The sequence below is a fragment of the Methylovorus sp. SPW-M1 genome (assembly GCF_053848825.1).
In genome coordinates this window covers 913,859-935,929 of sequence record NZ_CM132626.1, presented here as the reverse complement: position 1 = coordinate 935,929, position 22,071 = coordinate 913,859, and the positions used below count along the sequence as shown (strand labels likewise).

Below are 22,071 nucleotides of genomic sequence, written 5' to 3'. Positions count from 1 at the left end.
AAAGGACGACTCGATGAATTTACTGACACTCCCGAACTCGCAGGCGCTGACCACCTCGATTCGAGCGACGGCCCAGGTGTTTGAAGACCCCAAATCCGTGGCGCTGCTGGCCCGCATCAAGATGATTGCGCCCAGTGACGCCAATGTGCTGATCATCGGCGAAACCGGCACCGGCAAGGAACTGATTGCGCGTTATGTGCATGAGCTGAGCCAGCGCAAGGGCAAGCCCTTTGTTGCCGTCAATTGCGGGGCGTTTTCAGAAAGCCTGGTCGAAAGCGAACTTTTCGGCCATGAAAAAGGCGCCTTTACCGGTGCCTTCAGCGCCAAGGCTGGCTGGTTTGAAGCGGCCAATGGCGGCACCCTGTTTCTGGACGAAATCGGCGACCTGCCACCCAGCATTCAGGTAAAGCTGCTGCGTGTGCTGCAAGAGCGTGAAGTGGTACGACTCGGCGCCCGCAAGGCGACGCCGATTGACGTGCGGCTGGTAGCCGCCACCAATGTGCGGCTGGAAGAAGCCGTGCTGGCCGGGCATTTCCGCGAGGATCTGTTTTACCGCCTGCGCGTGGCCCATCTGGAGCTGCCCACCCTGCGCAACCGCCCCGGCGATATCCTGCCGCTGGCCGAATATTTTGTGACGGAATACCGCCGTCGACTCGGCTACGGCGAGATCACGCTGGATGAGCACGCCAAGGCCAAGCTGTTGAGCCATGCCTGGCCGGGCAATATTCGCGAGCTGGAAAACATCATTCACCACGCCCTGCTCATTTGCAAAAACAACATTGTGCGCAGCGAAGACCTGCAGTTGTCGTCGATTTCGCTGCATCGCCCGCGCGAAGCCGAAAGCACGGGGCGGGATGCCCATCAGTCGCAATTGCAGGAAGTGCTGCATGCCTACTTTGAGACCGGCGCGCCTGACCTGTTTGAGCAGCTGGAAGATACCATCGTCCGCACCGCCTACCAGCATTGCCACAACAACCAGGTACAAACCGCCAAGCTGCTCGGCATCAGCCGCAATATCGTGCGGGCCAAGCTGATCAAGATGGGGGCGATCAATGCGCTCAAGTGAGGCGCTGCGCTTTCCCCCTGTCGCCGGCCAGCGCGTGGAACGCATCGCCAGCGCGCCTTTGCCCACGCGGCATGGCCAGTTTGATTTGCATGTCTACCGCGAAGCGGATAGCGGGATCGAGCATGTGGCCCTGGTGGCGGGCGAGGTGGCACGTCAGCAGCAAGTGTTAGTGCGCCTGCACTCGGAATGCCTGACTGGCGATGTGTTTGGCTCCAGCCGCTGCGATTGCGGCGAACAGCTGCAACGCTCGCAACAGCTTATCGCCGATGCCGGACTAGGCGTGGTGGTCTATCTGCGCGGGCAGGAAGGCCGTGGAATTGGCCTGGCGAACAAGATACGCGCTTACCATCTGCAGGATCAGGGGTTGGATACGGTAGAAGCCAATCTGGCCCTGGGCTTGCCGGTGGATAGCCGCCGCTATGATGCGGCGATTGCCATACTGCATGACCTGCAAGTGCGCTCGGTACAATTGCTGAGCAACAACCCGGACAAACTGCAATGCCTGGCAGAAAGCGGCTTTGCCCCCAGCCAGCAACCGTTGCGCATGGTCGCCGGACCCCATAACCAGCATTACCTCGACACCAAGCGCGTCAAGCTTAGACATTCGCTTTAAACGGTAGTGGGAAAGTTGTTATTTCAAGCCGCTCTTACCACATCATCAAATTTAAATAATTTCTGATAACACTTGGAGCAAGATACCTATGCCTGTTAAAAAAGCCGCGATTGCATTGAAATAACTTTGCTTCTGGTATGAAGCATTGTAGTAAATAGTACGGCGTTCACCTTCAGGACGATTTAAATCAGTCTGAACACCTAACAAATCTGTATCAGTTTTAAATTGTCTGTCAAAGGGCTTAACTGACTCATCATTTATTGCGATTACTTTTGCGAAACATGCGTATATCCAAAAGCCTGATGAAAAGATTAATATAATTAGCGAAAGCCAATGTAAGCAGAGAGCAATACAGGAATGCGTAGTAACCATAAATCCCCCCATTTAAAAAAACCGAAGACAAGAGTCTTTTGCATACATCAATACAATTTGACTTCTTAAGTTTCCAACTTACACCAAAAGTTAATCCAAGTGGGTAAATGCTTTGGCATTAATTTAAGAGCAAGTCTAGATGTTGCTCACGCGATAAAATCTCAATAACACCACTATTATCAGATGTTTTCCTTCGCTTCATTAATGGACTCGAGGCCAACTAGCAGCGTCTTTGCGCCAGTCCTGCACAAAGGTCATGAACTGATCAAACGGCAAGGCGGGCGAGAACAGATAGCCTTGGGCAAAGTCACAGCCTGCGCGCTTCAGCAGTTCCAGCTGGGCTTCGGTTTCCACGCCTTCGGCAATCACGCGCATGCCCAGTCTGTGCGCCATATCCACAATCACTTCGCATAGCACCATGTCGTCGTTGCCGGCACCCAGGTTCTGCACGAAGGAGCGGTCGATTTTGACAAAGTCGATATGAAACTTCTTGAGATAGGCCAGCGAGGAATAGCCGGTGCCGAAGTCATCAATTGAGGTGGCAATACCGGCATCACGGAATTGGGTCAGGGTGGCTTTCACCTGATCAGACGCATCCAGCAGCAGGCCTTCGGTGATTTCAATGGCCAGGCACTCCGCAGGCAGGCCTATCTGGTCGAGATAGGCTTGCCAGGTCTGCAACTCCTGGCTGCTCTGGAATTGCAGCGGCGACACATTGATGCTGACCTGGAAGATGGTCGCATCCACCACATTGCCATCAGGCGGCGTACGGCGCGAGGCCAGCGATTCCTGCACCAGCGTCACCGTATCGCGTGCTGACTGGCGGAACACCCAGTCGCCCATGCGATTGATCATGCCGGTCTCTTCCGCCACCGGAATAAACTCGAAGGGCGGCACCAGTCCGCGTGCAGGGTGCTGCCAGCGCACCAGCGCTTCGGCCTTGTGTATCTCGTTGGTCGCCAGATCGACAATCGGCTGGTAGTACATCACCAGCTCGTGCCGGTTGAGCGCATGCCGCAAATCATTGCTGACCTGCAACTTGTGTGCGGCCAGCTCCTGCATGGATGGCAAGAAAAACTGGTAACGGTTGCGGCCCAGACGTTTAGCCTCGTACATGGCCTGGTCGGCATATTTCATCAGCGTTTCCACATCCCGGCTGTGCTCGGGGAAAGACGCAATGCCTATGCTGGTGGTCACATACACCACGTGGTTTTCAATGGTGAATGGCAGCGATACCTGGCGCAGAATGCGCTCACACAGCCACTCCACCTGCTGCTGGTTTTGCACATTGGAAAGCACAATGGTGAATTCATCGCCACCCAGACGTGCCAGCAGTGTGCAATCGCGGGCGACGGCGGCGATACGCGCGCCGGTTTCCACCAGCAGCTTGTCACCGATGGAATGCCCCAGCTGATCGTTGATCTGCTTGAAGTTATCCAGATCCAGAAACATCAGCACCAGCGGCTGCTGGTGTTGCAGCGATTTATGGATTTCTTCCGCCAGCTGTTTGTGGAACATGGGACGATTGGGCAAGCCGGTCAGAAAATCGTAATTGGCCTGTTTCCAGATCAGTTTTTGCGAGGCTGCCGCTTGCCTTGCCACTTCACGCTTGAGCCGATAGCCGCGCAGCACAATGATGGTCGCCAGCAACAGCAGGCCTGCCAGCAGAAAAGGCAATAAACCGGTTTTGCTGCCGGGCTGCAGGCGCCAGTCATTCAGAATGTCGCTACGCTCTGGCTCCAGATGCTTCAGTGTTTTCTGCAGGATACTGGCCAGCTCTGGCCAGTCCTTGCGCACCGCCATGTTCACGCTGGCTTTGTAAGGCGTGGACCCAGCTTTGGCCAGATAGCGTATGCCCTGCACATTCGAGACATAATCCACCACCAGCGGATTGCCTATGTAGGCATCTACCTTGCCGGTTTCCAGCGCCACAAAGGCCTCTTCGGCGATATCCACCTTGAATAACTCGATACCCTGCTGATCCTTGGTCAACAAGCCAGCCAGGGGACCATTCTTGAATACTGCGACGCGCTTGTGCTGGAGGTCGGCAAAGGTGCGGATGGTGTCGTTTTTCTTGTGGATATAGATGGTGTAAGGCACCGAAATCACAGGCTCAGGCAGCGCCACAAAGCGGCTGCCATTAAGCGACTTGACGCTGGCGATACCGGATAGCATGTCGGCAGTTTCGGTCGCCGGATTTTCGGAGTATTCGCTGCGTTGAAAACGCACGCCCAGAAGCCGCTCGAAGCGCTTGAGGTAATCCACGGTGATGCCGCGAAACTCGTTGCCCTCCGACAGGAACTCGATCGGCATCCAGCCGTGATGCACACCTACCTTGATGACCGGATGCGCCTTCAGCCAGGCGAACTCCTGGGTTGTCAGCTCCAGTGTATCTGAGGTCAAAGGCTTGCTGGCAAAGGGCAAGCCGCCACTTTCCAGTTGCTCTGCACTGACCGCATAAACTGCGGCCGAAATGCATACCAGTGCCAGCAGGCTCTGTATCAGCATGCGCAGTGCAAAGCCTGCCGTGATGGCCTGTCCTGAATATTTGAATTTAGCTAGTCGCATCCCGCACTCAATAGTTCTTGTTTTGCCGTTAAGACCGCGAGTCAACTTTGGCTACATAACACGCTGGCGTGTGATGAATTTACGGTCCGCAGGATTAAATCTTGACCCTGAATAATTGTGTCTTGAATCACATTTGAAGGATGGGAGGATTGTATTGCCGATTCAAATAATAGCAATGACTTATCGCATATGGGGTGACCAGACTTGCAGCCTGAGGGCCGCATATCGAAGGTCTGGATAATTTGACTCCCCTTCGCTGCAAAACAGGCTTAATATGCATCTGGCAACCAGCAGTAAGCAACTGAATAATATAAAAATAAACCGGGCGCGCGCATGCATTGCATTCCTCATTTCCGCACACGCACAGAAGTTGCACCGCACCGGGCAAAACGATACGCAAGACTTGAAGCTGCTTTACAGATCAACACTTTCAGGAGGATTGAGATGAAAACAATTTTAAGCATTGATGGAGGTGGTATCCGCGGCTTGATCCCGGCACTGATACTGACCGATATCGAGGCCCATCTGGGCAAGCCGGTCTGGCAATTGTTTGACCTGATTGCGGGCACGTCGACCGGCGGCATTCTGGCGATAGGCTGCGCCAGAAAAGATGCCTCGGGCAAAGCCAGATATGCGGCGAAAGACCTGGTGAATATCTATGAAACCCGCGGCAAGGAGATCTTCTCGCGTTCGCTGTGGAAAGGCGTGTCCTCCATAGGCGGGATTGCCGATGAGCTTTACTCCGCCGATGGCATTGAGCAGGTGCTGCAGGAGTATTTTGAAGATGACGCGCTGCAGGACTGCCTGACCAACACCCTGATCACCAGCTATGACCTGCAAAACCGCGAGCCTATCTTTTTCAAGAGCTGGAAAGACGAACACAAACCGCTGCTGCTTAAGCACGTGGCGCGTGCCACATCAGCCGCGCCTACCTATTTTGAACCGACTCAGATCGAGGTGGCGGGCTCGCTGAAAACTCTGGTGGATGGTGGCGTATTTATCAATTCGCCCTCGGTATCGGCCTATGCCGAAGCCAAACGCATTTTCCCGGATGAAACCGAGTTTCTGCTGGTCTCGCTAGGCACTGGCGAGCTGATCAGGCCGATTACCTTTGATGAGGCGAAAGACTGGGGCAAGGCTGGCTGGGTGCTACCGCTGTTGAGTTGCATGTTTGATGGAGTGGCCGATGCCGCCAATTATCAGATGCAGATGATACTGGGCGACCATTACTACCGGCTGCAAACGGAATTGAGCATCGCCTCGGATGACATGGATAACGCCACCAAGGGCAATATTGAAAACCTGAAAGCGGAAGCTAAAAAACTGATCAAAGCCAACAAGGCCACGCTGGAGAAGATCTATCAGGCGCTGGCGCGCTAAGCGCTGCCATCGTCACCATGCAATATCCCGGCTAACTGCACAAGCGGGACAGAGAATCAAAATCAAAAGCCTGCCCGCTGATGCTCTTCTGAAATACATCCTGCTGCTGAATCCGCTGCGGGGTGTTGAAAGTCGCGCTATTCAGCTTGTCGATAAAGCCATCGTCCACCAGCATGGCACAAGCCAGGCTGCGGGAGTATTCCGACTTCAACACGGACAGCATCTGGGCATGCTCAAAATCAAACTCCACGATCTTTTGCAGCGATTTCGCATAGGTCGTTCTGACCGAAACCACCTGCGGCAAGCTGGAGGATTGCGCAATCAGCGGCTCAATATCATCGCGTATGCCATCCCGGTTTTTGTCTGGCCCCGAGAGTGGGCTGGTCTTGACCTCAGTATGCAACAAGGCAGCCGCCCAGCCGGGCAGTTTGTCGCAGGCCGATAGCGTCAACAGGAGTCCGGCAGCGCCAAATAGCGGCACCAGCCGGGCAAGCTTCGCGGATATAAACAGAAGGTTCATGCGCCCAATAATTAAGAGAGTTTCACGAGCTGAAAGGCCTCATGCAGCCAGATCAAGACTTATGCAGAAAGTATACAGCCCATGCAAAATCCGTCGATCCAGGGGTGACAGAATTGTCACCTTCTCCTGCCAAAGGCCCACTGCGCGCACCTCTTAACATTTCTTAATACTTATTCAAGCTTCCCCTTTATAATCTATGCACACTGCCAGGTGCCTGCCCTCTCGCTCGAGGGGAAAGGTGAAACGGGAAACAGGTGAAATGCCTGTGCTGCCCCCGCAACGGTAAGCGAGTATGGATGTGCCATCGACGCCACTGGGCCTTGTGCCTGGGAAGGCGGTGCATCAAGCCTCGCGAGCCCGGAGACCGGCCTGCCAGTCACGAAGGAACTACCGCGGGGCGCGGTGTTTGGGCAAGGCTGGTCAGCCATCTCATACTCTGGCTCTGTGGTTTTTCCATGATGAATCGGCATGCGGGGTCGCATGCGAACATTTAGGAAACGCCCATGAAACGTACTGCCATGGCGAGCCTGACCGGCTTGCTTTTTTCTTTGTCCGCTTACGCTGAAGATATTCAGCCGCTGGAAGAAGTCGAAGTATCCGCACAAAGCCTCAAACCCGAATCCCGCCTCAAACAGCCACTTTCCACCGGCAGCCGCCTCGGCCTGACGCCATTTGAAACGCCCGCCAGCATTGAGGCCGTGGATGCCGACACCATACGCCGCCGCGGCGATACCAGTATCCGTGAAGCCATATCACGCAGCACCGGTATCAGCGACATCAGCAATCTCGGCGTGGGCAATGCCTATTCAGCGCGCGGCTTTAGTGGCAATGATTCCATCGGTCAGGCAGAAGATGGCGTACGGCTCTTGACCGCCGCCAGCACGATCACGTTTCCCTCCGACACCTGGGGCTATGAACGCATCGAGGTGCTGCGCGGGCCAGCTTCGGTGTTGTTTGGCACCGGCACCGTAGGTGGCATCATCAACAGCATACGCAAGGCGCCGAGCCGGGATGCTTCATTTGAAGCACTGACCGGCTGGGGCAGCCGCGGCGAATACCGCGCTGGCGTGGGAGGCACCGGGGCCGTGGGCGAGATAGGCGCATTCCGCATTGATGCCTCCGCCACCGGCGGCAATGGCTATGTGGACCGTGGCGAGCATCAGAGCCGCAAGCTCATGAGCGGCCTGCAACTGGTGCCCAGCGATCATCTGCGCGTCGATTTCACCTTTGATCATAGCGAAGACTCCCCGACCACATACACCGGCATCCCTTTGCGCGATGGCCGCATCGACAGCAGCCTGCGCAAGCAGAATTACAACGTGCAAGACAGTGCCATGGATTTTGCCGATGACCGCCTGCGCGCCAAGGTGGAATGGGATATTTCAGATAGCCTGAAACTCACCAACATCAGCTACTGGTTTAACAGCCGCCGCCACTGGCGCAACCTGGAATACTATGCTCTCGATAGTGCCAGCAATACCGTAACGCGATCTGGCTATACCGAGATCAAACACCAGCTCAAGCAGCTGGGCAACCGCCTTGAACTGGCCAGCGTGGCCGATGCCTTCGGCCACAAGAACCGCTGGGTCATGGGCTGGGAAACCACGCGCGTGGATCTGCGTTATATCGACAACTTTTATGATGGCACGGATGGAAGTAACACCGTGCCGGCCAAGGGTTTTGCGCCGGGTTACTACTCCGATGCCGCGCTGGACCCGACCATCCCCGAATTCAAGGCACGCACCTTGCAAAACGCGCTGTTTGTGGAAGATGCGCTGGACCTGACCGAGCAGCTGAAGCTCACCGCAGGCTTGCGCCAGGACTGGATCAATGTCGATCATCAGAACTTGATCACCGGCGCTTCGTTCGACAAGGATTACTCGCCCTTTTCCTATCGCCTGGGCACGGTGTTCACCGCTACTCCTGGCCTGGCCGTGTATGGGCAATACAGCCAGGGCTCGGACCCGGTATCATCCATCGTCTCCTTACGTCCCGGCAGCAAAGCCTACAAGCTGACCACCGCCAAGCAGGCCGAAGTCGGCATCAAGCACATGCTGGATCAGGGCAAAGGCGAAGTGACGCTGGCGCTGTACCACATCGCCAAGGACGACATCCTGACACGCGACCCTGCCGATCAGCGGCTGACAGTGCAAGGCGGCAAGCAGTCTTCACGCGGTGTGGAGCTTTCCACCCTGCTGCTGCCAAGCGCACATTGGCGTGTAGACGCCAATGTGGCACTGCTGAAGGCGCGCTATGACGAATTGCTGGAAAGCGGTGCCTCACGCGCAGGCAATACGCCGACCAATGTACCGGAGAAAGTCGCCAACGCCTGGGTTTACTACCAGCTGGGTGACTGGTCCATGGGCGCGGGGGCCCGACTGACAGGGCAACGCTACGCCGACACGGCCAACACCTCGGTCATGCCCGGCTATACCGTGTATGACGCCAACATTGCCTGGCGTGCCAACCGCCACACCACCCTGCGCCTCAACGCCCGCAATCTGGGTGACAAGCTCTACGCCAGCACCTATTACGACACCAGCCAGTTCATCTTCGGCCCCTCACGTAGTCTGGAACTGACCGCCGAAGTCAGCTACTGATTGTCATCGGGGCGGCATGCCATCATGTCGCCCTGACCAAGACAGACCCAGCATGTCGATCGCAAACAGCTTGAAACACCCCTCTTTACATCACTCGTTATATTCAATTGGACATAACGAAAGACCTCCTATTAGAATGACGTCACTTTTAAAGGGGGATCCTATGAAGCTCAACAGAAACAAGCATGCACGGCTGACCGCCGCCATACTGGGAGGTATGGCGCTGACAGCGCAAGCCGCAGACATCAATACTTTCAACCTGGGGGAGGTCCTGGTCACCGCCCCGAACGACAGCGCTGTCAACGGCTCCAGCGACACCGTCACTCAAAGTCAGATGCGTCTGCTGAACCGCGAAACCGTGGGAACCGCCGTCAATACCCTGCCCGGCGTGGCTCTTTCCGAGGGCGGTCCACGCAACGAGCAAACCTTGCAGTTGCGTGGCTTTGACTTAAGACAAGTGCCTGTTTTCATTGATGGCGTTCCGGTCTATGTCTCGTATGACGGCTATGTGGACCTGGCGCGCTTCAATACCTTTGACCTTGCCAGCGTGCAGGTCGCCAAAGGCTTCAGCTCGGTGCTATATGGCCCCAATACCTTGGGCGGAGCCATCAATCTGGTCAGCCGCAAACCCTCCAGAGAGTTTGAAGGTGATGTTACGGTTGGGCTCAAGACCGACAAGGATTTCAAATACAACGGTTACCGCACCGACATCAATGCCGGGGGCAACTATGGCACCTGGTACTGGCAAGCCAGTGGCTCCATGCTGGACACCAACCGCTACCGCATGTCATCCGACTTCAAGCCCACCACCTATGAGGACGGCGGCGTGCGCGATAACTCCTACACGCAGGATGGCAAGATCAACCTCAAAATCGGCTTTACCCCGCGTGAGGGCGATGAATACAGCCTGAATTACATCAGCCAGCGCGGCTCAAAAGGCAATCCGGTATATGCCGGCTCAGACAGCACACAGTCCATCCGCTACTGGCGCTGGCCCGAGTGGGATAAAGACAGCCTTTACTTCATATCACGTACCGCTATCGGCCAATCGTCTTATCTGAAAGTGCGCGCGTTTTACGACAAATTCAGCAATGTGCTGAACAGCTACGACGATGCCCGTTACTCGTCCATGACGCGCAGTTATGCCTTCACCAGCATCTACAACGACCACAGCTATGGCGCCAGCACCGAATTCGGCACCACCATCAACCAGCAGAACACCCTGAAGTTTGCGCTACACATCAAACAGGACAAACACGAGGAACACAACAAGGGCAACCCGGTTCAGAATTTTGAAGACAGAACGACCTCGCTGGCGGTGGAAGACACGCACCAGATTACGGAAAAACTGGCCCTGGTGCTGGGGGTGAGCCGCGACCGTCGCGAAACACTCGAGGCCGAAGGCCTGAACAATGCCAACCAGCTTTACGATTTCAAGAAAGGCGACGCCGATTCCTGGAATCCGCAAGCAGGCCTGTTCTACAAGCCCAATGCAACGGATGAAGTCCACGCCACCATCGCACGCAAGAGCCGCTTCCCCACCATGAAGGATCGCTACTCTGGCCGCTTTGGCCGTGCCGTGCCCAATCCTGATCTCGACACGGAATTCTCCACCAACTACGAGCTGGGGGCTTCCGGCTTTGTGACATCGAAACTCAAACTAATGGCGAGCGTGTTCTATTACGACACCACCGACCTTATTCAGGCAGTCAACCTCCCGAATAGCGCCTGCTCTAGCGGCAGCCAGTGCTCTCAGTTCCGCAATGTGGGCAAAGTCCTTACCTCGGGAACGGAACTCGGTTTTGCCGTCTTCCCCACCGATGCTCTGGAAATCGGCGCCAATTACACCTATCTGGACCGGGATAACAAAAGCAGCGATGACAAGCTGACGGACATCCCGCGTGAGAAGTTGTTTGGCTATGGCAAATGGCAGGCCAATGACATGTGGTCGCTGGTAGCCAGCACTGAAGTTAACTCCTCGCGCTATAGCTCCACCACTGGCACCCGGGTTTCGGGCGGCTTTGGCATTGCCAATACCAAAGTGGTGTACCAGCCATCCGCTCTCTGGAGTGGGGAGTTCGGCATCAACAATCTGTTCGATCGCAACTACACCTACATTGAAGGCTACCCCATGCCTGGCCGCAATATGTTTTTTAACGTCACCCGTCGTTTCTGAGGTCGGATATGCGCTTGATCAAACAATTCCAACCAATTGGCCTTTGGCTGCTGGCGCTAGGCATCGCATCTATCAGCCTGCAAGCTCGCGCCGAAGAGCGTCTTGTGGTGCTGACCAGTTACCCGCAGGAGATGGTCAGCCAGTTTGAGGCGGCGTTTGAGCAAGCGCATCCGGAATACCGGCTGGAGGTCATCTGGCGGCAATCGGCAGATGCGCAGAAACTGTTGTCCGAGCCCGGCAATGGTGGCGTCGATGTCTACTGGAGCCCGGCATTGCGCAACTTCCTGCAGTTACGCCAGCAGGCGCAATTGCGTCAATTGCCAGCGGTTGATGGCATCGCCGAGCGCATCAATGGCGCGCAGATCGCCGACCCGGACCATGGCGTCTTCGCGTCCGAGATTGCCGGCTATGGCATGGTGGTTAATCCAAAAACGTTACAGGCGAGCGGACTGCCACTGCCGACAGATTGGCCGGATATTGCCTCCCCTGCCTGGGCAGGCAAGGTCACTCTGCCCATTCCATCCCTGGTGGGCTTTGCGCCCGGGCTGTATGAGTCCATATTGGGCGCACTGGGCTGGAATGAAGGCTGGCGCGTCATCACGCAGATGGCCGCGCAGGCCAAGCTAGCCACAGCAGGCTCCACCTTCGTGACCGACGATGTCAGCAGTGGCCATTTCGCTGTCGGCCTGACTATCGACTTTTTCGCCAATGCCGCTATCGCCAATGGGCAGCCGCTCAACTTCGTTTACCCGCACCATGTGGGATATTCCCCTGCGCATATCGGCATACTGCAGTCCTCACGCCATCTGGCGGCAGCCGAGGCGTTTGTGGCGTTCGTGCTGTCAGATACAGGTCAGGCGCTGCTGTTTCATCCGGATATTCGCAAACTGCCGGTCAGGGCGTCGGCCTATCGGCAGGCGCCAGCGGGATATTTCAATCCGTTTGCGCAAGCGGTGAGTCCCGCCAACCAGATCACACTGGAAGCATTATTAAGCCGTCAGGCGCTGACATCGGCCATCTTTGATGCCTGCATCACGCGCCCCAAAGCCACGCTGGATAGCCTGTGGCAACAGCTACGCCGGGCCGAAGCCAAGCAAACAGCCGCCAACCCAGCCCTGATAGAAGCCAGGTCCCTCGCCGCCATGCCATTAATCAGTGAACATGAAGCCGAAGATACCCATCTGCAAACCGTGTTCCGCGCCCGCCGGGAGAACGCGGACTATGAGGCGGAAGCCGCCCAATATGAAGCACGCTGGGATCAGCAAATACAGCAACGCCATGCACGCGCACTGGCGCTGATACAGCAGGCAACCGTACAAGCAAGTCCATGAAGCGCTGGGTCTTGTTGTGGGGCACATGCCTGGGGATATATTGGACAGGCATAGCGCTTGCCGACACTACAGATAACCGGACCCGTGCGCCTGCACCAGCTTATCTGCGGGAAGCTTATACCCAGCCTCTTCCTCAACTCAGCTCCAGCGAGCTCGAACGTTTTTACCGTGGCAGGCAGCTGGTGCGGCAAAGCTGGGTGATCCCGCCTTCAGAAGACACCGCCATCGCAGGTCTGGGCCCGCTCTATAACCGCAATGCCTGCATTGCCTGCCACACCAAAAACGGACGAGGCTATGCACCCGATGGTCCGGAGGAGTCACTCAAAACCATGCTGGTACGATTGAGCGTGCCCGGCGTGGGCATGCACGGCGGCCCGGTGGCACATCCACTCTATGGCGATCAGCTGAACGAGTTTGGCGTACCGGGTTTACCCGGCGAAGGCGAGGCCAGCCTTCACTATTCCTTCAGACACGTGGCAACACCCCTTGGCAATCTGGAACTGCGGCAGCCGCATATCCGATTTGTGCACCCGGCATACGGTGCGCTTGAACCCCTGATGATGGAACCGACAAACGCAGGCCCAAACTCCGGCGTTCTTACCTCGGCCCGCATTGCCCCGCCGCTGCATGGCGCAGGCCTGCTGGAAGCTATCCCGATAAGCACCTTGCAGGCATTGACCAGGCAGAAAAAACCCGCTGGCATCAAAGGCCGGCTGAATAGAGTGTGGGACCCGGAAAGCCAGCGCATGGTCGCCGGGCGCTTCGGCTGGAAAGCCAACACCGCCAGCTTGCGGCTGCAAACTGCCAGCGCCTTGGTGGGTGATATGGGCATTACCAGCCAGGTGTTCCCCACCGGCAATTGCGGACGCTTGCAGACCACGTGCCTGCAGGCACAGTCTTCCACTGTTGAGCTGCAAGCGGCGCAGCTTGATGACATGGTGTTTTACCAGCAGATGCTGGCGGTGCCGCCACAACGCAATACCGCAGATGCCGCCGTCATGCGCGGGGCCCGCATTTTTCGCCGGGCGCATTGTTCGGTTTGCCATGTGCCTGAGCTTAAAACCGGCAAGGACGTGTTGACGCCCCTCGCCAATCACACCATACGCCCCTACACTGACTTGCTTCTGCATGATATGGGCCCCGGCCTGGCAGACCACCGGCGCGATTTCATGGCATCCGGTTCGGAATGGCGCACGCCGCCGCTGTGGGGCATAGGGCTCGCCAACATCGTCGAGCCACGCGCCGGTTTTTTGCATGATGGGCGCGCAAGAAGTCTTCTTGAGGCCATTTACTGGCATGATGGTGAGGCCCGCGCTTCGCGAGCCTATATTGAACGCCTGCAAAAGCAGGAACTGGCCGACTTGCTCGCCTTTATGGAATCTTTATGAGCCGCTAACCATGATCATCCGCAACCGCCCCAGCCTGATTCATCTGTTTTTCATTGTGCGCGGCTCCATCGTGATGCGCATATTGCCGCGTATTGTGGTGATTACCGTGATGTCTGCGCTGATTGTGCTGACGCACAGGCTGCGGCCCGACTGGCTGCCCACTTTCGAGAGCGCGCCTTTTGCCCTGCTGGGTATCGCGCTGTCGGTGTTTCTGGCCTTCAGAAACAATGCCTGCTACGACCGCTGGTGGGAAGCGCGCAAGCAATGGGGCGAGCTGGTAAGCACCACCCGTACCCTGGCGCGGCAGAGCATGATCATCACCGCCGCCTCGGCGGAAGCCCGCGATCGATTGCTCCGCATGGCCATCGGCTTCACCCATGCGCTACGCCAGCAGCTGCGGGCCAGCGAAGATCTGGAAACACAACTCACCACCCGCAGTCTGACAGGTTCGCCCGAAGCTTTCCTGGAAGACATGCAGCGGGAAATCATCGCTTTGCGCGGCCAGGGCATCCTGACCGATATCCCCTATTCGCTGCTTGACCAGACCATTGCCCATTTATCCCGCATCCAGAGCGGATGCGAGCGATTGCTGACAACACCGGTACCATTTGGCTACACGCTGCTACTGCACCGCACGGCCTACACCTTCTGCTTTTTGCTGCCATTTGGATTCGCTGACAGCCTGGGCTGGGTAACGCCTTTTGCCTCCGCGCTGGCGGCGTATACCTTTTTTGGGCTGGATGCGCTGGGCGATGAGCTGGAAGCCCCCTTTAGCATGCAACCCAATGCATTGCCCATCGACGCGCTGTCGCGCCAGATAGAAATCAACCTGCTGCAGGCCATGGGCGTGCAAGAGTTGCCGCCGTTGAAGAAGCCCGAGAATTTTATCCTGCTGTAGCACTGGCAGGCTTGAGCCAGCAGGCCATGCCTATCATTAACCCGGAAATGCCAATCAGCATATAGAGCGAACTGGCATAGCTGCCTGTTACATCGCGCAGATAGCCGAATGCCAGCGGGCCAGTCGCGGCGACAAGATAGCCAATGGTGAGCACAAATGCCGTCCATGCGTTGGTTTCACTCGCGTTGGCGGTGTTATCCAGCGGCAAAGTCATGCCCAGGGTAAAGGCACCGCCCAGACCAAAGGCGGTGATGGCGATCACCGGCACCGGCGCCCATAGCGGCGCCACGGTCATCACCACCAGCCCCAGCAAGGTAATCACGGCGCTGGATACCAGCCAGACGCGGCGATCCAGTGATTTGCTGTAAGCCCCGAACACCGGGCTTGCCAGCATGAAGGCCGCGGTAAAGCACCCCAGCAGCACACCGGCCATGCTGCTGGAGAGGCCATGCTCCAGAAACACCGCCGCCGTCCAGGTCACCATGGCATAAAAAATCAGGTTAACGCAGGCAAAAAAAGCGGCAACCCGCCAGGCCAGGGCATTGCGCCATGGCAAGGGCGCCCGCACAGCCACGGTCTTCTGGCTGGCATCGTGCGTGCGCACATGCTGCCAATAGACGTAGCCCCAGGCCAGCGTTGCCAGCAGCCCCAGCACCGACCAGATGCCCGCGGGCAGGCGCCAGCCACTCACACTCTCTGCCATGGGCGCGGTAATCACGGCAGACAGCGTGCTGCCAAAGGACAAACCCGTCACATAAATCCCCATCACCCCCGCCGCGCGGGTCGGGTAATTCACCTTGATGTAGCCCGAGAGCAGCGTGCCGGTCACGGCGATGCCTGCGCCAACACCAACAGTACTCAGCAGCAAGGCCAGCGTATCCGGCGCGAAAGCACGGGCCAAGGTAGACAGACACAGTATCGCCAGGGCTGTCACGATGGTTTTGTCGCGGCCAAACCGGTGCGCCAGCCAGGGCGCAGGCAAGGCCAGCAGGCCCATCAACAAATCAGGTATCGCCGTCAGCAGAGAAGCCTGCGCATGCGACAAGGCAAACGCATCGATAATGCGCGGCAAAATCGGGCCGACAGAGACAATCGATGGTCGCAGTGCAAGGGCCACCAGTACGACGGCGACAATGCCAACGCCCAGAGCCGGCAAGGGGGATTCTTTTGTAGCTGGATGCATGCATGGCCTCAACGGGAAGTTTCAAATGACGATGAAACAGGCCGCCCGCAGGACGGTTCATCATGGAAAAGAAACTAACAGACTCCGGCAAATGCGCTCCATACGTCGAATGACTGAGCGCAAGCCTTATGCAGACGCATGGCAGGCATTGGAGCCTGTCGATCACGCCGCGCCGACGCGCTAGCGCAGGCAACGCACCTTGCTTTCTGCTGTGGGAAATTGAAGAAAATATTTGGCAGCCACCCCTTAATTCTCGGTGGATGCTGTCGTTATCAGTAAACAGCAAGGCCTAATAATAGTTAGTGACTTTTCAGGAGATCATCATGTCATCCGCCGTAGGAAGCTCAACCAGCACCAGCTATACACCGCCACCACCTCCTGCGCAGCAGGCACAGCCCAAGCCGCCAGTAGACGAAAACGAAGCCAGCAAGAAAACGAATGAGGCTCCTCCTCCACCCAAGCCAGCGCCATCGGCTACGGTAGGTACGCAGATCGACACCACGGCTTAAGCCTGCCGCAATAAAAAAAACCGCCTGTTTGGCGGTTTTTTTTATATCCCCTGACAAGAGCTCTTTCTGATTCCACAATCAAAGCAACCTCTGATTCATATCCTCAGTTAGTAATGCAGCTCCACGGAGATTTCCGTCGCGCCACTCAACTCAAATGCGCTGGGCTCAAACGGCGGCGGGCCGGATACCTTGGGATTGTTCGATAGCCCATAGCCTTCGGTGGGGAACATGCCAAAGCGGCGGTTCAGTTCGCCGTTGGCATCTTCGTCGTGATACACCACCACGGCGTAGCGGCCGGGCTTGAGATCATTCCAGCGCAAGATGACTTCGCCGGGGCTGGCAGCTTGCTGCACGACAGCGACCGCTTCGGCTTCCTTGCGGAAGGTTTGGGCCTTGTCATATAAAGCCGCCCGGATATTTCCTTTGTCATTCTTCACGCCTTCTACCTTGACCACCAGTGGCAGCCCTTCTGCCGAGGCATGCAGCGCAAGGCTTGCGAGGATAAGACCGATATATAAACGGGGGTAACGCACGTAACACTCCTTGCTGTGGGTATCTTTCGCCAGGGGCCAAGGCGGCATGATGGCCGCCTTGTACTCATCCTGCATCAGCGTATAAAGGTAGGGCTTTCCTCATGGTCGGCCAGTTGGCTCGATGGCAGCGCTGGCTGCTGAATCTCGCGCATGCCGGCGCGGAAAGTCGGATCGCCCACCCAGGTCGGCCGCTGCACAAAGGCGGTATTGACCAGGCTCTTGCTGGGGTCAAAGCCGGTGTAATGCAGGCCAGCCAAGTCAGACCAGGTTTGCTCAAAATACGCCGTGCTGTATTCGCGATTCAAGGCAAAGCCCAGATCCTGCGGGTTGTCCTGTTTCCATTGATCCGAGGTCCAGACAAACATGGGGATGGCAAACATAGGCAGAGTAGGATTGCCTTCATTGCGGCCGACAAACTCATGTGGCGGCGTATCGTAAACATCTTCGCCGTGGTCGGACATGAAGGCCAGCATGCTGCGTTCGCCTTTGGCCTGCAGCGTTTTCAGCAGGGTGGCCAGCACGTAGTCGTTGTAGCGCACGGCATTGTCATAGGTGTTGACGACCTGCGCCTTGGGGTCATCCAGCCAATCGGGCAGCCCGGTGCGGTCCTTGAAGTAATCGAACTCGGGTGGATAGCGGTATTCGTACTTCATGTGCGTGCCCAGGAGGTGGACGACGATGAATTTGCGCTGTGCGGGGTCAGCCAGCGCGGACTCGAAGGGCTTGAACACATTGCTGTCGTATTCGCGCGAGTTCTGGTAGCGCGTGTTGTTGGTGTAGCGCTGCACATCGGCCAGCTGCGAGAAGTAAGCCAGCATGGTGTTGCGCTTGGTGATGGTCTGCTGGTTGGTAATCCAGAAGGTCTTGTAGCCCGCCTGCTTCATGAGATTCATGATCGAAGGTTTGGTCATGACGGCATCCGGATTATCGCGATCAGCAAAGGTCAGCGCCTGCTCCAGCACTTCAATGGTCGAGGCACGTGGCGACACCACACGGGTAAAGATGCTGAGCTGGTCTTTCATCTTGTCGAGATTGGGCGTGGTATCGCGCGGATAGCCATACAAACCCCAGTGCAGGCGGGTGGATGACTCGCCGATCACCAGCACCAGCGTGCCAGGCTTGCCTGCGTATTGATCATGCAGGTTGGCGAGTGGCGGCAAGGCGCTGTTTTTTTCCAGCAACGCCTGCATATTGCCGAGCTGGCGCCGATACTGGAAATAGCCCATGACCAGTTGCCACGGTTCCGCAGGCTCCATACGGCGCTGCATGTGGTCGATGACCTGGTCCCAGCTTTGATGGCTGATTAAGCGATCCTGTATAACCGGCAGCACGTGTATGGGCACAATGATCAACAGGCAAGCCACCAGCTTGCCCCGCCATGAAAACTCCAGCGGCTGCACGCGCCGCCACAACAGCCACGCTACCAGCGTGTGCGCCAGATAGACCAGCGGCATCCACCACTTGAAGTACTGCGAGACATATTCGGACGATTCGGCAGGGTTGGACTCAAACAGGATATACAGCACGCTCTGCGAGAACTCCTGGTGATACACGCAGAAATACGCGATGCTCAGTAAAGACGTCACCCACAGCACAACACCGATGACGGCGGCGATCACCCTGGTATGCCGGGGGAACAGCAGCACGGGCACCAGCCAGAGAAAACTCATGTACACCGCCTGGCGGAAGCCGATAAAAATCGTCGCATCCGTCATTTGCAGGAGCACATGCGTGACCCCTGAAAAATAGAAAAAGAACAGGTACAGATTGATAAAGCGCAGGAAAGACGAACTCCCGGCCTTCTGCGCGTGCGTGTTGTCAGGGCTTGCTATTGTGTTCATGCATCACTCTTGGGTCAGTTGTTTTTATTGTTTTCAGGCGCTATCCCATTGATAGCCTGCAATATGTATCAAGGACTGTGCCCGCGAACGCCAAGAGAGCGAACCAATTAAATATCTTTACAAATCATAACCTTAGTTAACAAAAACCCTGCTTGTAAAAAATCATGGCTGCAGATTGCCTGAAAATCCCGCAAAAAGAGAGAAAGACACCCAGGCAAGCCTGCATTTATTGCAGGATTTCCGCTGCAAATCATCGGGCGCATGGTCATGTGAACATCCCTTGTCCTGACCATGCCTATGCAAACCCGGGGCTTGCACTCAAGGCCATGAATTCACGCTATTATCTGAAGCATCTGCCCTGGCAGATGGCAGCAAGATCTTCCGGCATCAATAACGTCAAATAACATCCGGTGGGGGCTTGGGGAATGGAGGTACAGCCACATATCAGGCATTCTTTGCGCATGCGGCGTGCGCTGCTGCTCGGCTCTGCTGTGCTAGGCGGCATTTCCGTGTTCTGGGGCATCTACTTTGCATTTCATCAAAACTGGCCCATCTGCTGCCTTAACCTGTTCTCCATTCTGGTCTCCGCCATCACGGCACGGCTGACCTATCTTGGACGCATCAAGGTTGCGGCCATCCTGCTGTTTTCCTCGGTATATACGGTGCTCTGCCTGTTTTGCCTGTTTCTGGATGTACCCAGTGCTGAAGCACCGCGTTCCAATCAGAACTACTTTCTCGTCATTGCGCTGTTCGCATCATTAGCCTTCAAGGGAGAAAGCCCCTGGCTCAGGCACGGCATGGTCACGGCAGGTCTCATCGCCTTTGTCTGCTTTGCCAGCAGCAACTGGGGCATCACCTCCCCCTATATGCTGGGCAATGATGTGCGCATCCCCGGCACCTGGTTTCACAACATCATCATCACCGCCGTGCTGTATGCCATGGTCTGGGTCATGCAGGCCAACCTCGCCGAGCGCAATGCGCTGGAATCGGACCTGCGCAAAGCTCTGCTCGCCAACCAGCTCATTCTTTACTACCAGCCACAAGCCGGTGACGATGGTCGCATTGTCGGCGCCGAAGCCCTGCTGCGTTGGCGGCATCCGGTCAAAGGCATGGTCTCGCCCGCTGACTTTATACCGCTGGCGGAAGAAACCGGGCTGATCCTGCCAATCGGGCACTGGGTGCTGGGCATGGCCTGCGCGCAACTCATGGCATGGTCAAAACATCCGTCTACCGCGCATCTGTCCATCGCGGTCAACGTCAGCGCCTTGCAATTCAAGCAGCCGGATTATGTCAGCCAGGTGGTGTCGGTGATTGAGCGCTCCGGCATCAACCCGGCCCTGCTCAAGCTGGAGCTGACTGAAAGCATGCTGGTCAACGATGTGAATGACATCATCTCGAAAATGCATGCCTTGAAAGCCAAAGGCGTGGGATTGTCACTGGATGACTTTGGCACCGGCTATTCCTCCCTCAGCTACCTGAAAAAACTGCCGCTGGACCAGCTGAAGATAGACCAATCGTTTGTGCGTGACATGCTGACCGATGCCAACGATGTGGCGATTGTGCAAACGCTGGTGGCTCTGGGCCAGGCCATGCATCTGCATGTGATTGCGGAGGGCGTGGAAACCGAACAGCACCGCCAGTTTCTGGCGGATATGGGCTGCCTGTCGTATCAGGGTTATCTGCTCAGCAAACCGGTGCCGATTGCCGAATTTGACGCGCTGTTGCCTGCGCATCAGGCCAGCCTCACAAGCTAAAAAAGAATGGCTGGGGGCGGCGAATCCCCCAGCCATCTTCTCCTTACTTTAGCGGGATTGATTGTATAGAAACCCCGGCGGTTGGGAATGCGGCATAGTGTCGCAGCCACCCACCCGCATTTTTAAGCGACCAGTGCTTGCGGCGCGGGACGGGCCAGCAATAAAGCCGCCTGATCAAGCGCCACATCAATGCGCTGTTCAATAGCTTCGCTGGTCAGTTTGTAGTTGGTGAATTCCGAGTCCTTGGCATAGATGGCCGTGGGCACGGTGTAGAGACCGAAGAAGCTGGCCAGGGTGCGCAACTGGTAATCGAGAATGGAGGCATGCTGATCGCTACCGCCCGTGGCCGCCAGAATCGCCACCTTGCCATTCAGCGCCTTGGGGTCGAGCAGATCAAAGAAATGCTTCATCAAGCCGGTATATGAAGCCTTGTATACGGGGCTGGCAATCACGATCAGCTCTGCATTGCGCAATTTGTCGTGCGCCGTCTGAATCGCCACCGGAAAGTCATTAAAACTGACGGTGGTTCCCAGTACATCAATCAGCTGCGCAATATCCACTACATCGCCGGATGCGTGCAGGCGCTGGGTGGCCTTGGTGACAATGGTTTCGACCAATGCCCTGGTTCTGGATGGGCTGGTAATGCTGCCTGACACCCCAATAATGTTTGCCATATATGTTTCCACTAAATAAATTGATCAACCCCAACTGCATGGCAAAGATCGTGCCTGAGGAAAAACCCACGTGAGTTCGGCATATTACCGAAAAAAACGGCCATGACTGTTCCTGTCGCAACAGTTTTTCTGCACCGCAACTGTTGCCATGGCAACAATTGCCCAGGCGGGCAGCATCATAGTTGCTTCAGCATGAGCCAGTGCGAAATGCCGATCTCCATGAACGGCTCGCCTTGCAGGCGGTAGTCCAGGCGTTGATAAAAAGGCACGGCGTTTTCACGGGCATGCAGCCGCATCGTGGTATAGCCGTGCTGGCGGGCATAGGCCTCGGCATGGCTCACCAGTTGTCGGCCTATGCCCTGACCTTGCAGTGCCTGCTCAACCGCCACCTGGCGCATCTGCAGCTCACCGGACGCCAGCGGTTTGAGTAGCAGGCAGCCAACCAGGCGACCATCAAGAAAAGCACCCAGATGCCAGGCATCGGCCTCTGCCGCCAGCTGCTCCGCGGTGAAAACCAACCCGAGCGGCGCGCGCAGGATCGCATGGCGTAGCGCGACGGCTGCCGTGTAGGCTGACGAGTTGTGCGCGATGGGGCTGAGTTCGAGCACGTCGGGCAGGCTTACTGCGGCCTTGCCTGTGGCGATATTTTCTTCATGCATGGGCTG

19 protein-coding genes and 1 riboswitch are annotated in these 22,071 nt (G+C 56.6%); of the genes, 10 read left to right on the top strand and 9 right to left on the bottom strand.

The window, feature by feature from the left end; genetic code table 11:
• The first annotated feature begins 13 nt into the window (after nucleotides 1-13).
• Both ACWWD9_RS04395 and ribA read left to right on the top strand, forming a co-directional pair.
• The gene (locus tag ACWWD9_RS04395; RefSeq protein ID WP_013442750.1) at nucleotides 14-1,066 is read left to right on the top strand and encodes a sigma-54 interaction domain-containing protein; all 1,053 of its coding nucleotides are present in this window, start codon (nucleotides 14-16) and stop codon (nucleotides 1,064-1,066) included.
• Entirely contained in the window at nucleotides 1,053-1,679 is a 627-nt protein-coding gene (gene ribA / locus ACWWD9_RS04390) for a GTP cyclohydrolase II (protein WP_455867838.1), read from the top strand. Before ACWWD9_RS04395 ends, ribA begins: the two co-directional genes overlap by 14 nt.
• Before the next feature lie 51 nt (nucleotides 1,680-1,730).
• On the opposite strand, the gene ACWWD9_RS04385 is transcribed toward ribA, so the two are convergent.
• Together ACWWD9_RS04385 and ACWWD9_RS04380 are read right to left on the bottom strand one after the other, a co-directional pair.
• Nucleotides 1,731-2,051, bottom strand: coding sequence for a hypothetical protein (locus ACWWD9_RS04385; protein WP_455867837.1), 321 nt, complete (start codon nucleotides 2,049-2,051; stop codon nucleotides 1,731-1,733).
• A 201-nt stretch (nucleotides 2,052-2,252) separates the two neighbouring features.
• Nucleotides 2,253-4,619, bottom strand: coding sequence for an EAL domain-containing protein (locus ACWWD9_RS04380; RefSeq protein WP_455867836.1), 2,367 nt, complete (start codon nucleotides 4,617-4,619; stop codon nucleotides 2,253-2,255).
• A gap of 444 nt (nucleotides 4,620-5,063) precedes the next feature.
• Here ACWWD9_RS04380 and ACWWD9_RS04375 point away from each other — a divergent pair, with 444 nt between their 5' ends.
• Nucleotides 5,064-5,999 carry a patatin-like phospholipase family protein gene (locus tag ACWWD9_RS04375; protein ID WP_455867835.1) on the top strand — a complete coding sequence of 312 codons (936 nt, stop codon included), beginning with the start codon at nucleotides 5,064-5,066 and terminating at the stop codon, nucleotides 5,997-5,999.
• Between the two features lie 31 nt (nucleotides 6,000-6,030).
• On the opposite strand, the gene ACWWD9_RS04370 is transcribed toward ACWWD9_RS04375, so the two are convergent.
• On the bottom strand, nucleotides 6,031-6,519 hold the full coding sequence (locus ACWWD9_RS04370; protein WP_455867834.1) for a hypothetical protein: 489 nt from the start codon (nucleotides 6,517-6,519) through the stop codon (nucleotides 6,031-6,033).
• A gap of 191 nt (nucleotides 6,520-6,710) precedes the next feature.
• A riboswitch (cobalamin riboswitch) is annotated at nucleotides 6,711-6,906 on the top strand.
• 116 nt (nucleotides 6,907-7,022) lie between these two features.
• Between ACWWD9_RS04370 and ACWWD9_RS04365 the strand changes: the two genes are divergently transcribed.
• From ACWWD9_RS04365 to ACWWD9_RS04345, 5 genes are all read left to right on the top strand, one after another.
• Nucleotides 7,023-9,119 (top strand): TonB-dependent receptor, encoded by a 2,097-nt coding sequence (locus ACWWD9_RS04365; RefSeq protein WP_455867833.1) that lies wholly within the window; start codon nucleotides 7,023-7,025, stop codon nucleotides 9,117-9,119.
• 163 nt (nucleotides 9,120-9,282) lie between these two features.
• Entirely contained in the window at nucleotides 9,283-11,295 is a 2,013-nt protein-coding gene (locus tag ACWWD9_RS04360; RefSeq protein ID WP_455867832.1) for a TonB-dependent receptor plug domain-containing protein, read from the top strand.
• Between the two features lie 14 nt (nucleotides 11,296-11,309).
• Complete coding sequence (locus tag ACWWD9_RS04355; RefSeq protein WP_455867831.1) at nucleotides 11,310-12,626, top strand: ABC transporter substrate-binding protein; 1,317 nt, start codon at nucleotides 11,310-11,312, stop codon at nucleotides 12,624-12,626.
• Complete coding sequence (locus tag ACWWD9_RS04350; protein WP_455867830.1) at nucleotides 12,623-14,014, top strand: di-heme oxidoreductase family protein; 1,392 nt, start codon at nucleotides 12,623-12,625, stop codon at nucleotides 14,012-14,014. Before ACWWD9_RS04355 ends, ACWWD9_RS04350 begins: the two co-directional genes overlap by 4 nt.
• A gap of 10 nt (nucleotides 14,015-14,024) precedes the next feature.
• Nucleotides 14,025-14,912: a bestrophin family protein gene (locus ACWWD9_RS04345; protein ID WP_455867829.1), complete on the top strand. Its 888-nt coding sequence runs from the start codon at nucleotides 14,025-14,027 to the stop codon at nucleotides 14,910-14,912.
• Here ACWWD9_RS04345 and ACWWD9_RS04340 read toward each other — a convergent pair.
• A complete protein-coding gene (locus ACWWD9_RS04340) occupies nucleotides 14,899-16,095 on the bottom strand; it encodes an MFS transporter (RefSeq protein WP_455867828.1) in 1,197 nt (398 codons plus the stop codon). The genes ACWWD9_RS04345 and ACWWD9_RS04340 overlap by 14 nt on opposite strands.
• A 323-nt stretch (nucleotides 16,096-16,418) precedes the next feature.
• Here ACWWD9_RS04340 and ACWWD9_RS04335 point away from each other — a divergent pair, with 323 nt between their 5' ends.
• A complete protein-coding gene (locus ACWWD9_RS04335; RefSeq protein WP_015830562.1) occupies nucleotides 16,419-16,604 on the top strand; it encodes a hypothetical protein in 186 nt (61 codons plus the stop codon).
• A 107-nt stretch (nucleotides 16,605-16,711) separates the two neighbouring features.
• Here the strand turns inward: ACWWD9_RS04335 and ACWWD9_RS04330 are convergent, their stop codons facing one another.
• From ACWWD9_RS04330 to ACWWD9_RS04320, 3 genes are all read right to left on the bottom strand, one after another.
• The gene (locus ACWWD9_RS04330; protein WP_244948202.1) at nucleotides 16,712-17,185 is read right to left on the bottom strand and encodes a DUF2141 domain-containing protein; all 474 of its coding nucleotides are present in this window, start codon (nucleotides 17,183-17,185) and stop codon (nucleotides 16,712-16,714) included.
• 26 nt (nucleotides 17,186-17,211) lie between these two features.
• Nucleotides 17,212-18,978, bottom strand: coding sequence for a phosphoethanolamine transferase CptA (gene cptA / locus ACWWD9_RS04325; protein WP_455867827.1), 1,767 nt, complete (start codon nucleotides 18,976-18,978; stop codon nucleotides 17,212-17,214).
• 107 nt (nucleotides 18,979-19,085) lie between these two features.
• The gene (locus tag ACWWD9_RS04320) at nucleotides 19,086-19,247 is read right to left on the bottom strand and encodes a hypothetical protein (protein ID WP_455867826.1); all 162 of its coding nucleotides are present in this window, start codon (nucleotides 19,245-19,247) and stop codon (nucleotides 19,086-19,088) included.
• A 192-nt stretch (nucleotides 19,248-19,439) separates the two neighbouring features.
• Here ACWWD9_RS04320 and ACWWD9_RS04315 point away from each other — a divergent pair, with 192 nt between their 5' ends.
• Complete coding sequence (locus ACWWD9_RS04315; RefSeq protein WP_455867825.1) at nucleotides 19,440-20,732, top strand: putative bifunctional diguanylate cyclase/phosphodiesterase; 1,293 nt, start codon at nucleotides 19,440-19,442, stop codon at nucleotides 20,730-20,732.
• A gap of 122 nt (nucleotides 20,733-20,854) precedes the next feature.
• Here ACWWD9_RS04315 and ACWWD9_RS04310 read toward each other — a convergent pair whose 3' ends face one another.
• Entirely contained in the window at nucleotides 20,855-21,406 is a 552-nt protein-coding gene (locus ACWWD9_RS04310) for an NADPH-dependent FMN reductase (RefSeq protein WP_455867824.1), read from the bottom strand.
• A 176-nt stretch (nucleotides 21,407-21,582) separates the two neighbouring features.
• Nucleotides 21,583-22,065, bottom strand: a complete 483-nt coding sequence (locus tag ACWWD9_RS04305) for a GNAT family N-acetyltransferase (RefSeq protein WP_455867823.1) — start codon at nucleotides 22,063-22,065, stop codon at nucleotides 21,583-21,585.
• Nucleotides 22,066-22,071 lie beyond the last annotated feature (6 nt).

Bases quoted from the DNA above. Each gene is read 5' to 3' on its own strand.
- ACWWD9_RS04395 (WP_013442750.1), top strand. From the start codon at position 14: ATGAATTTACTGACACTCCCGAACTCGCAGGCGCTGACCACCTCGATT.
- ribA (WP_455867838.1), top strand. From the start codon at position 1,053: ATGCGCTCAAGTGAGGCGCTGCGCTTTCCCCCTGTCGCCGGCCAGCGC.
- ACWWD9_RS04385 (WP_455867837.1), bottom strand. From the start codon at position 2,051: ATGGTTACTACGCATTCCTGTATTGCTCTCTGCTTACATTGGCTTTCG.
- ACWWD9_RS04380 (WP_455867836.1), bottom strand. From the start codon at position 4,619: ATGCGACTAGCTAAATTCAAATATTCAGGACAGGCCATCACGGCAGGC.
- ACWWD9_RS04375 (WP_455867835.1), top strand. From the start codon at position 5,064: ATGAAAACAATTTTAAGCATTGATGGAGGTGGTATCCGCGGCTTGATC.
- ACWWD9_RS04370 (WP_455867834.1), bottom strand. From the start codon at position 6,519: ATGAACCTTCTGTTTATATCCGCGAAGCTTGCCCGGCTGGTGCCGCTA.
- ACWWD9_RS04365 (WP_455867833.1), top strand. From the start codon at position 7,023: ATGAAACGTACTGCCATGGCGAGCCTGACCGGCTTGCTTTTTTCTTTG.
- ACWWD9_RS04360 (WP_455867832.1), top strand. From the start codon at position 9,283: ATGAAGCTCAACAGAAACAAGCATGCACGGCTGACCGCCGCCATACTG.
- ACWWD9_RS04350 (WP_455867830.1), top strand. From the start codon at position 12,623: ATGAAGCGCTGGGTCTTGTTGTGGGGCACATGCCTGGGGATATATTGG.
- ACWWD9_RS04345 (WP_455867829.1), top strand. From the start codon at position 14,025: ATGATCATCCGCAACCGCCCCAGCCTGATTCATCTGTTTTTCATTGTG.
- ACWWD9_RS04340 (WP_455867828.1), bottom strand. From the start codon at position 16,095: ATGCATCCAGCTACAAAAGAATCCCCCTTGCCGGCTCTGGGCGTTGGC.
- ACWWD9_RS04335 (WP_015830562.1), top strand. From the start codon at position 16,419: ATGTCATCCGCCGTAGGAAGCTCAACCAGCACCAGCTATACACCGCCA.
- ACWWD9_RS04330 (WP_244948202.1), bottom strand. From the start codon at position 17,185: ATGCCGCCTTGGCCCCTGGCGAAAGATACCCACAGCAAGGAGTGTTAC.
- cptA (WP_455867827.1), bottom strand. From the start codon at position 18,978: ATGAACACAATAGCAAGCCCTGACAACACGCACGCGCAGAAGGCCGGG.
- ACWWD9_RS04320 (WP_455867826.1), bottom strand. From the start codon at position 19,247: ATGACCATGCGCCCGATGATTTGCAGCGGAAATCCTGCAATAAATGCA.
- ACWWD9_RS04315 (WP_455867825.1), top strand. From the start codon at position 19,440: ATGCGGCGTGCGCTGCTGCTCGGCTCTGCTGTGCTAGGCGGCATTTCC.
- ACWWD9_RS04310 (WP_455867824.1), bottom strand. From the start codon at position 21,406: ATGGCAAACATTATTGGGGTGTCAGGCAGCATTACCAGCCCATCCAGA.
- ACWWD9_RS04305 (WP_455867823.1), bottom strand. From the start codon at position 22,065: ATGCATGAAGAAAATATCGCCACAGGCAAGGCCGCAGTAAGCCTGCCC.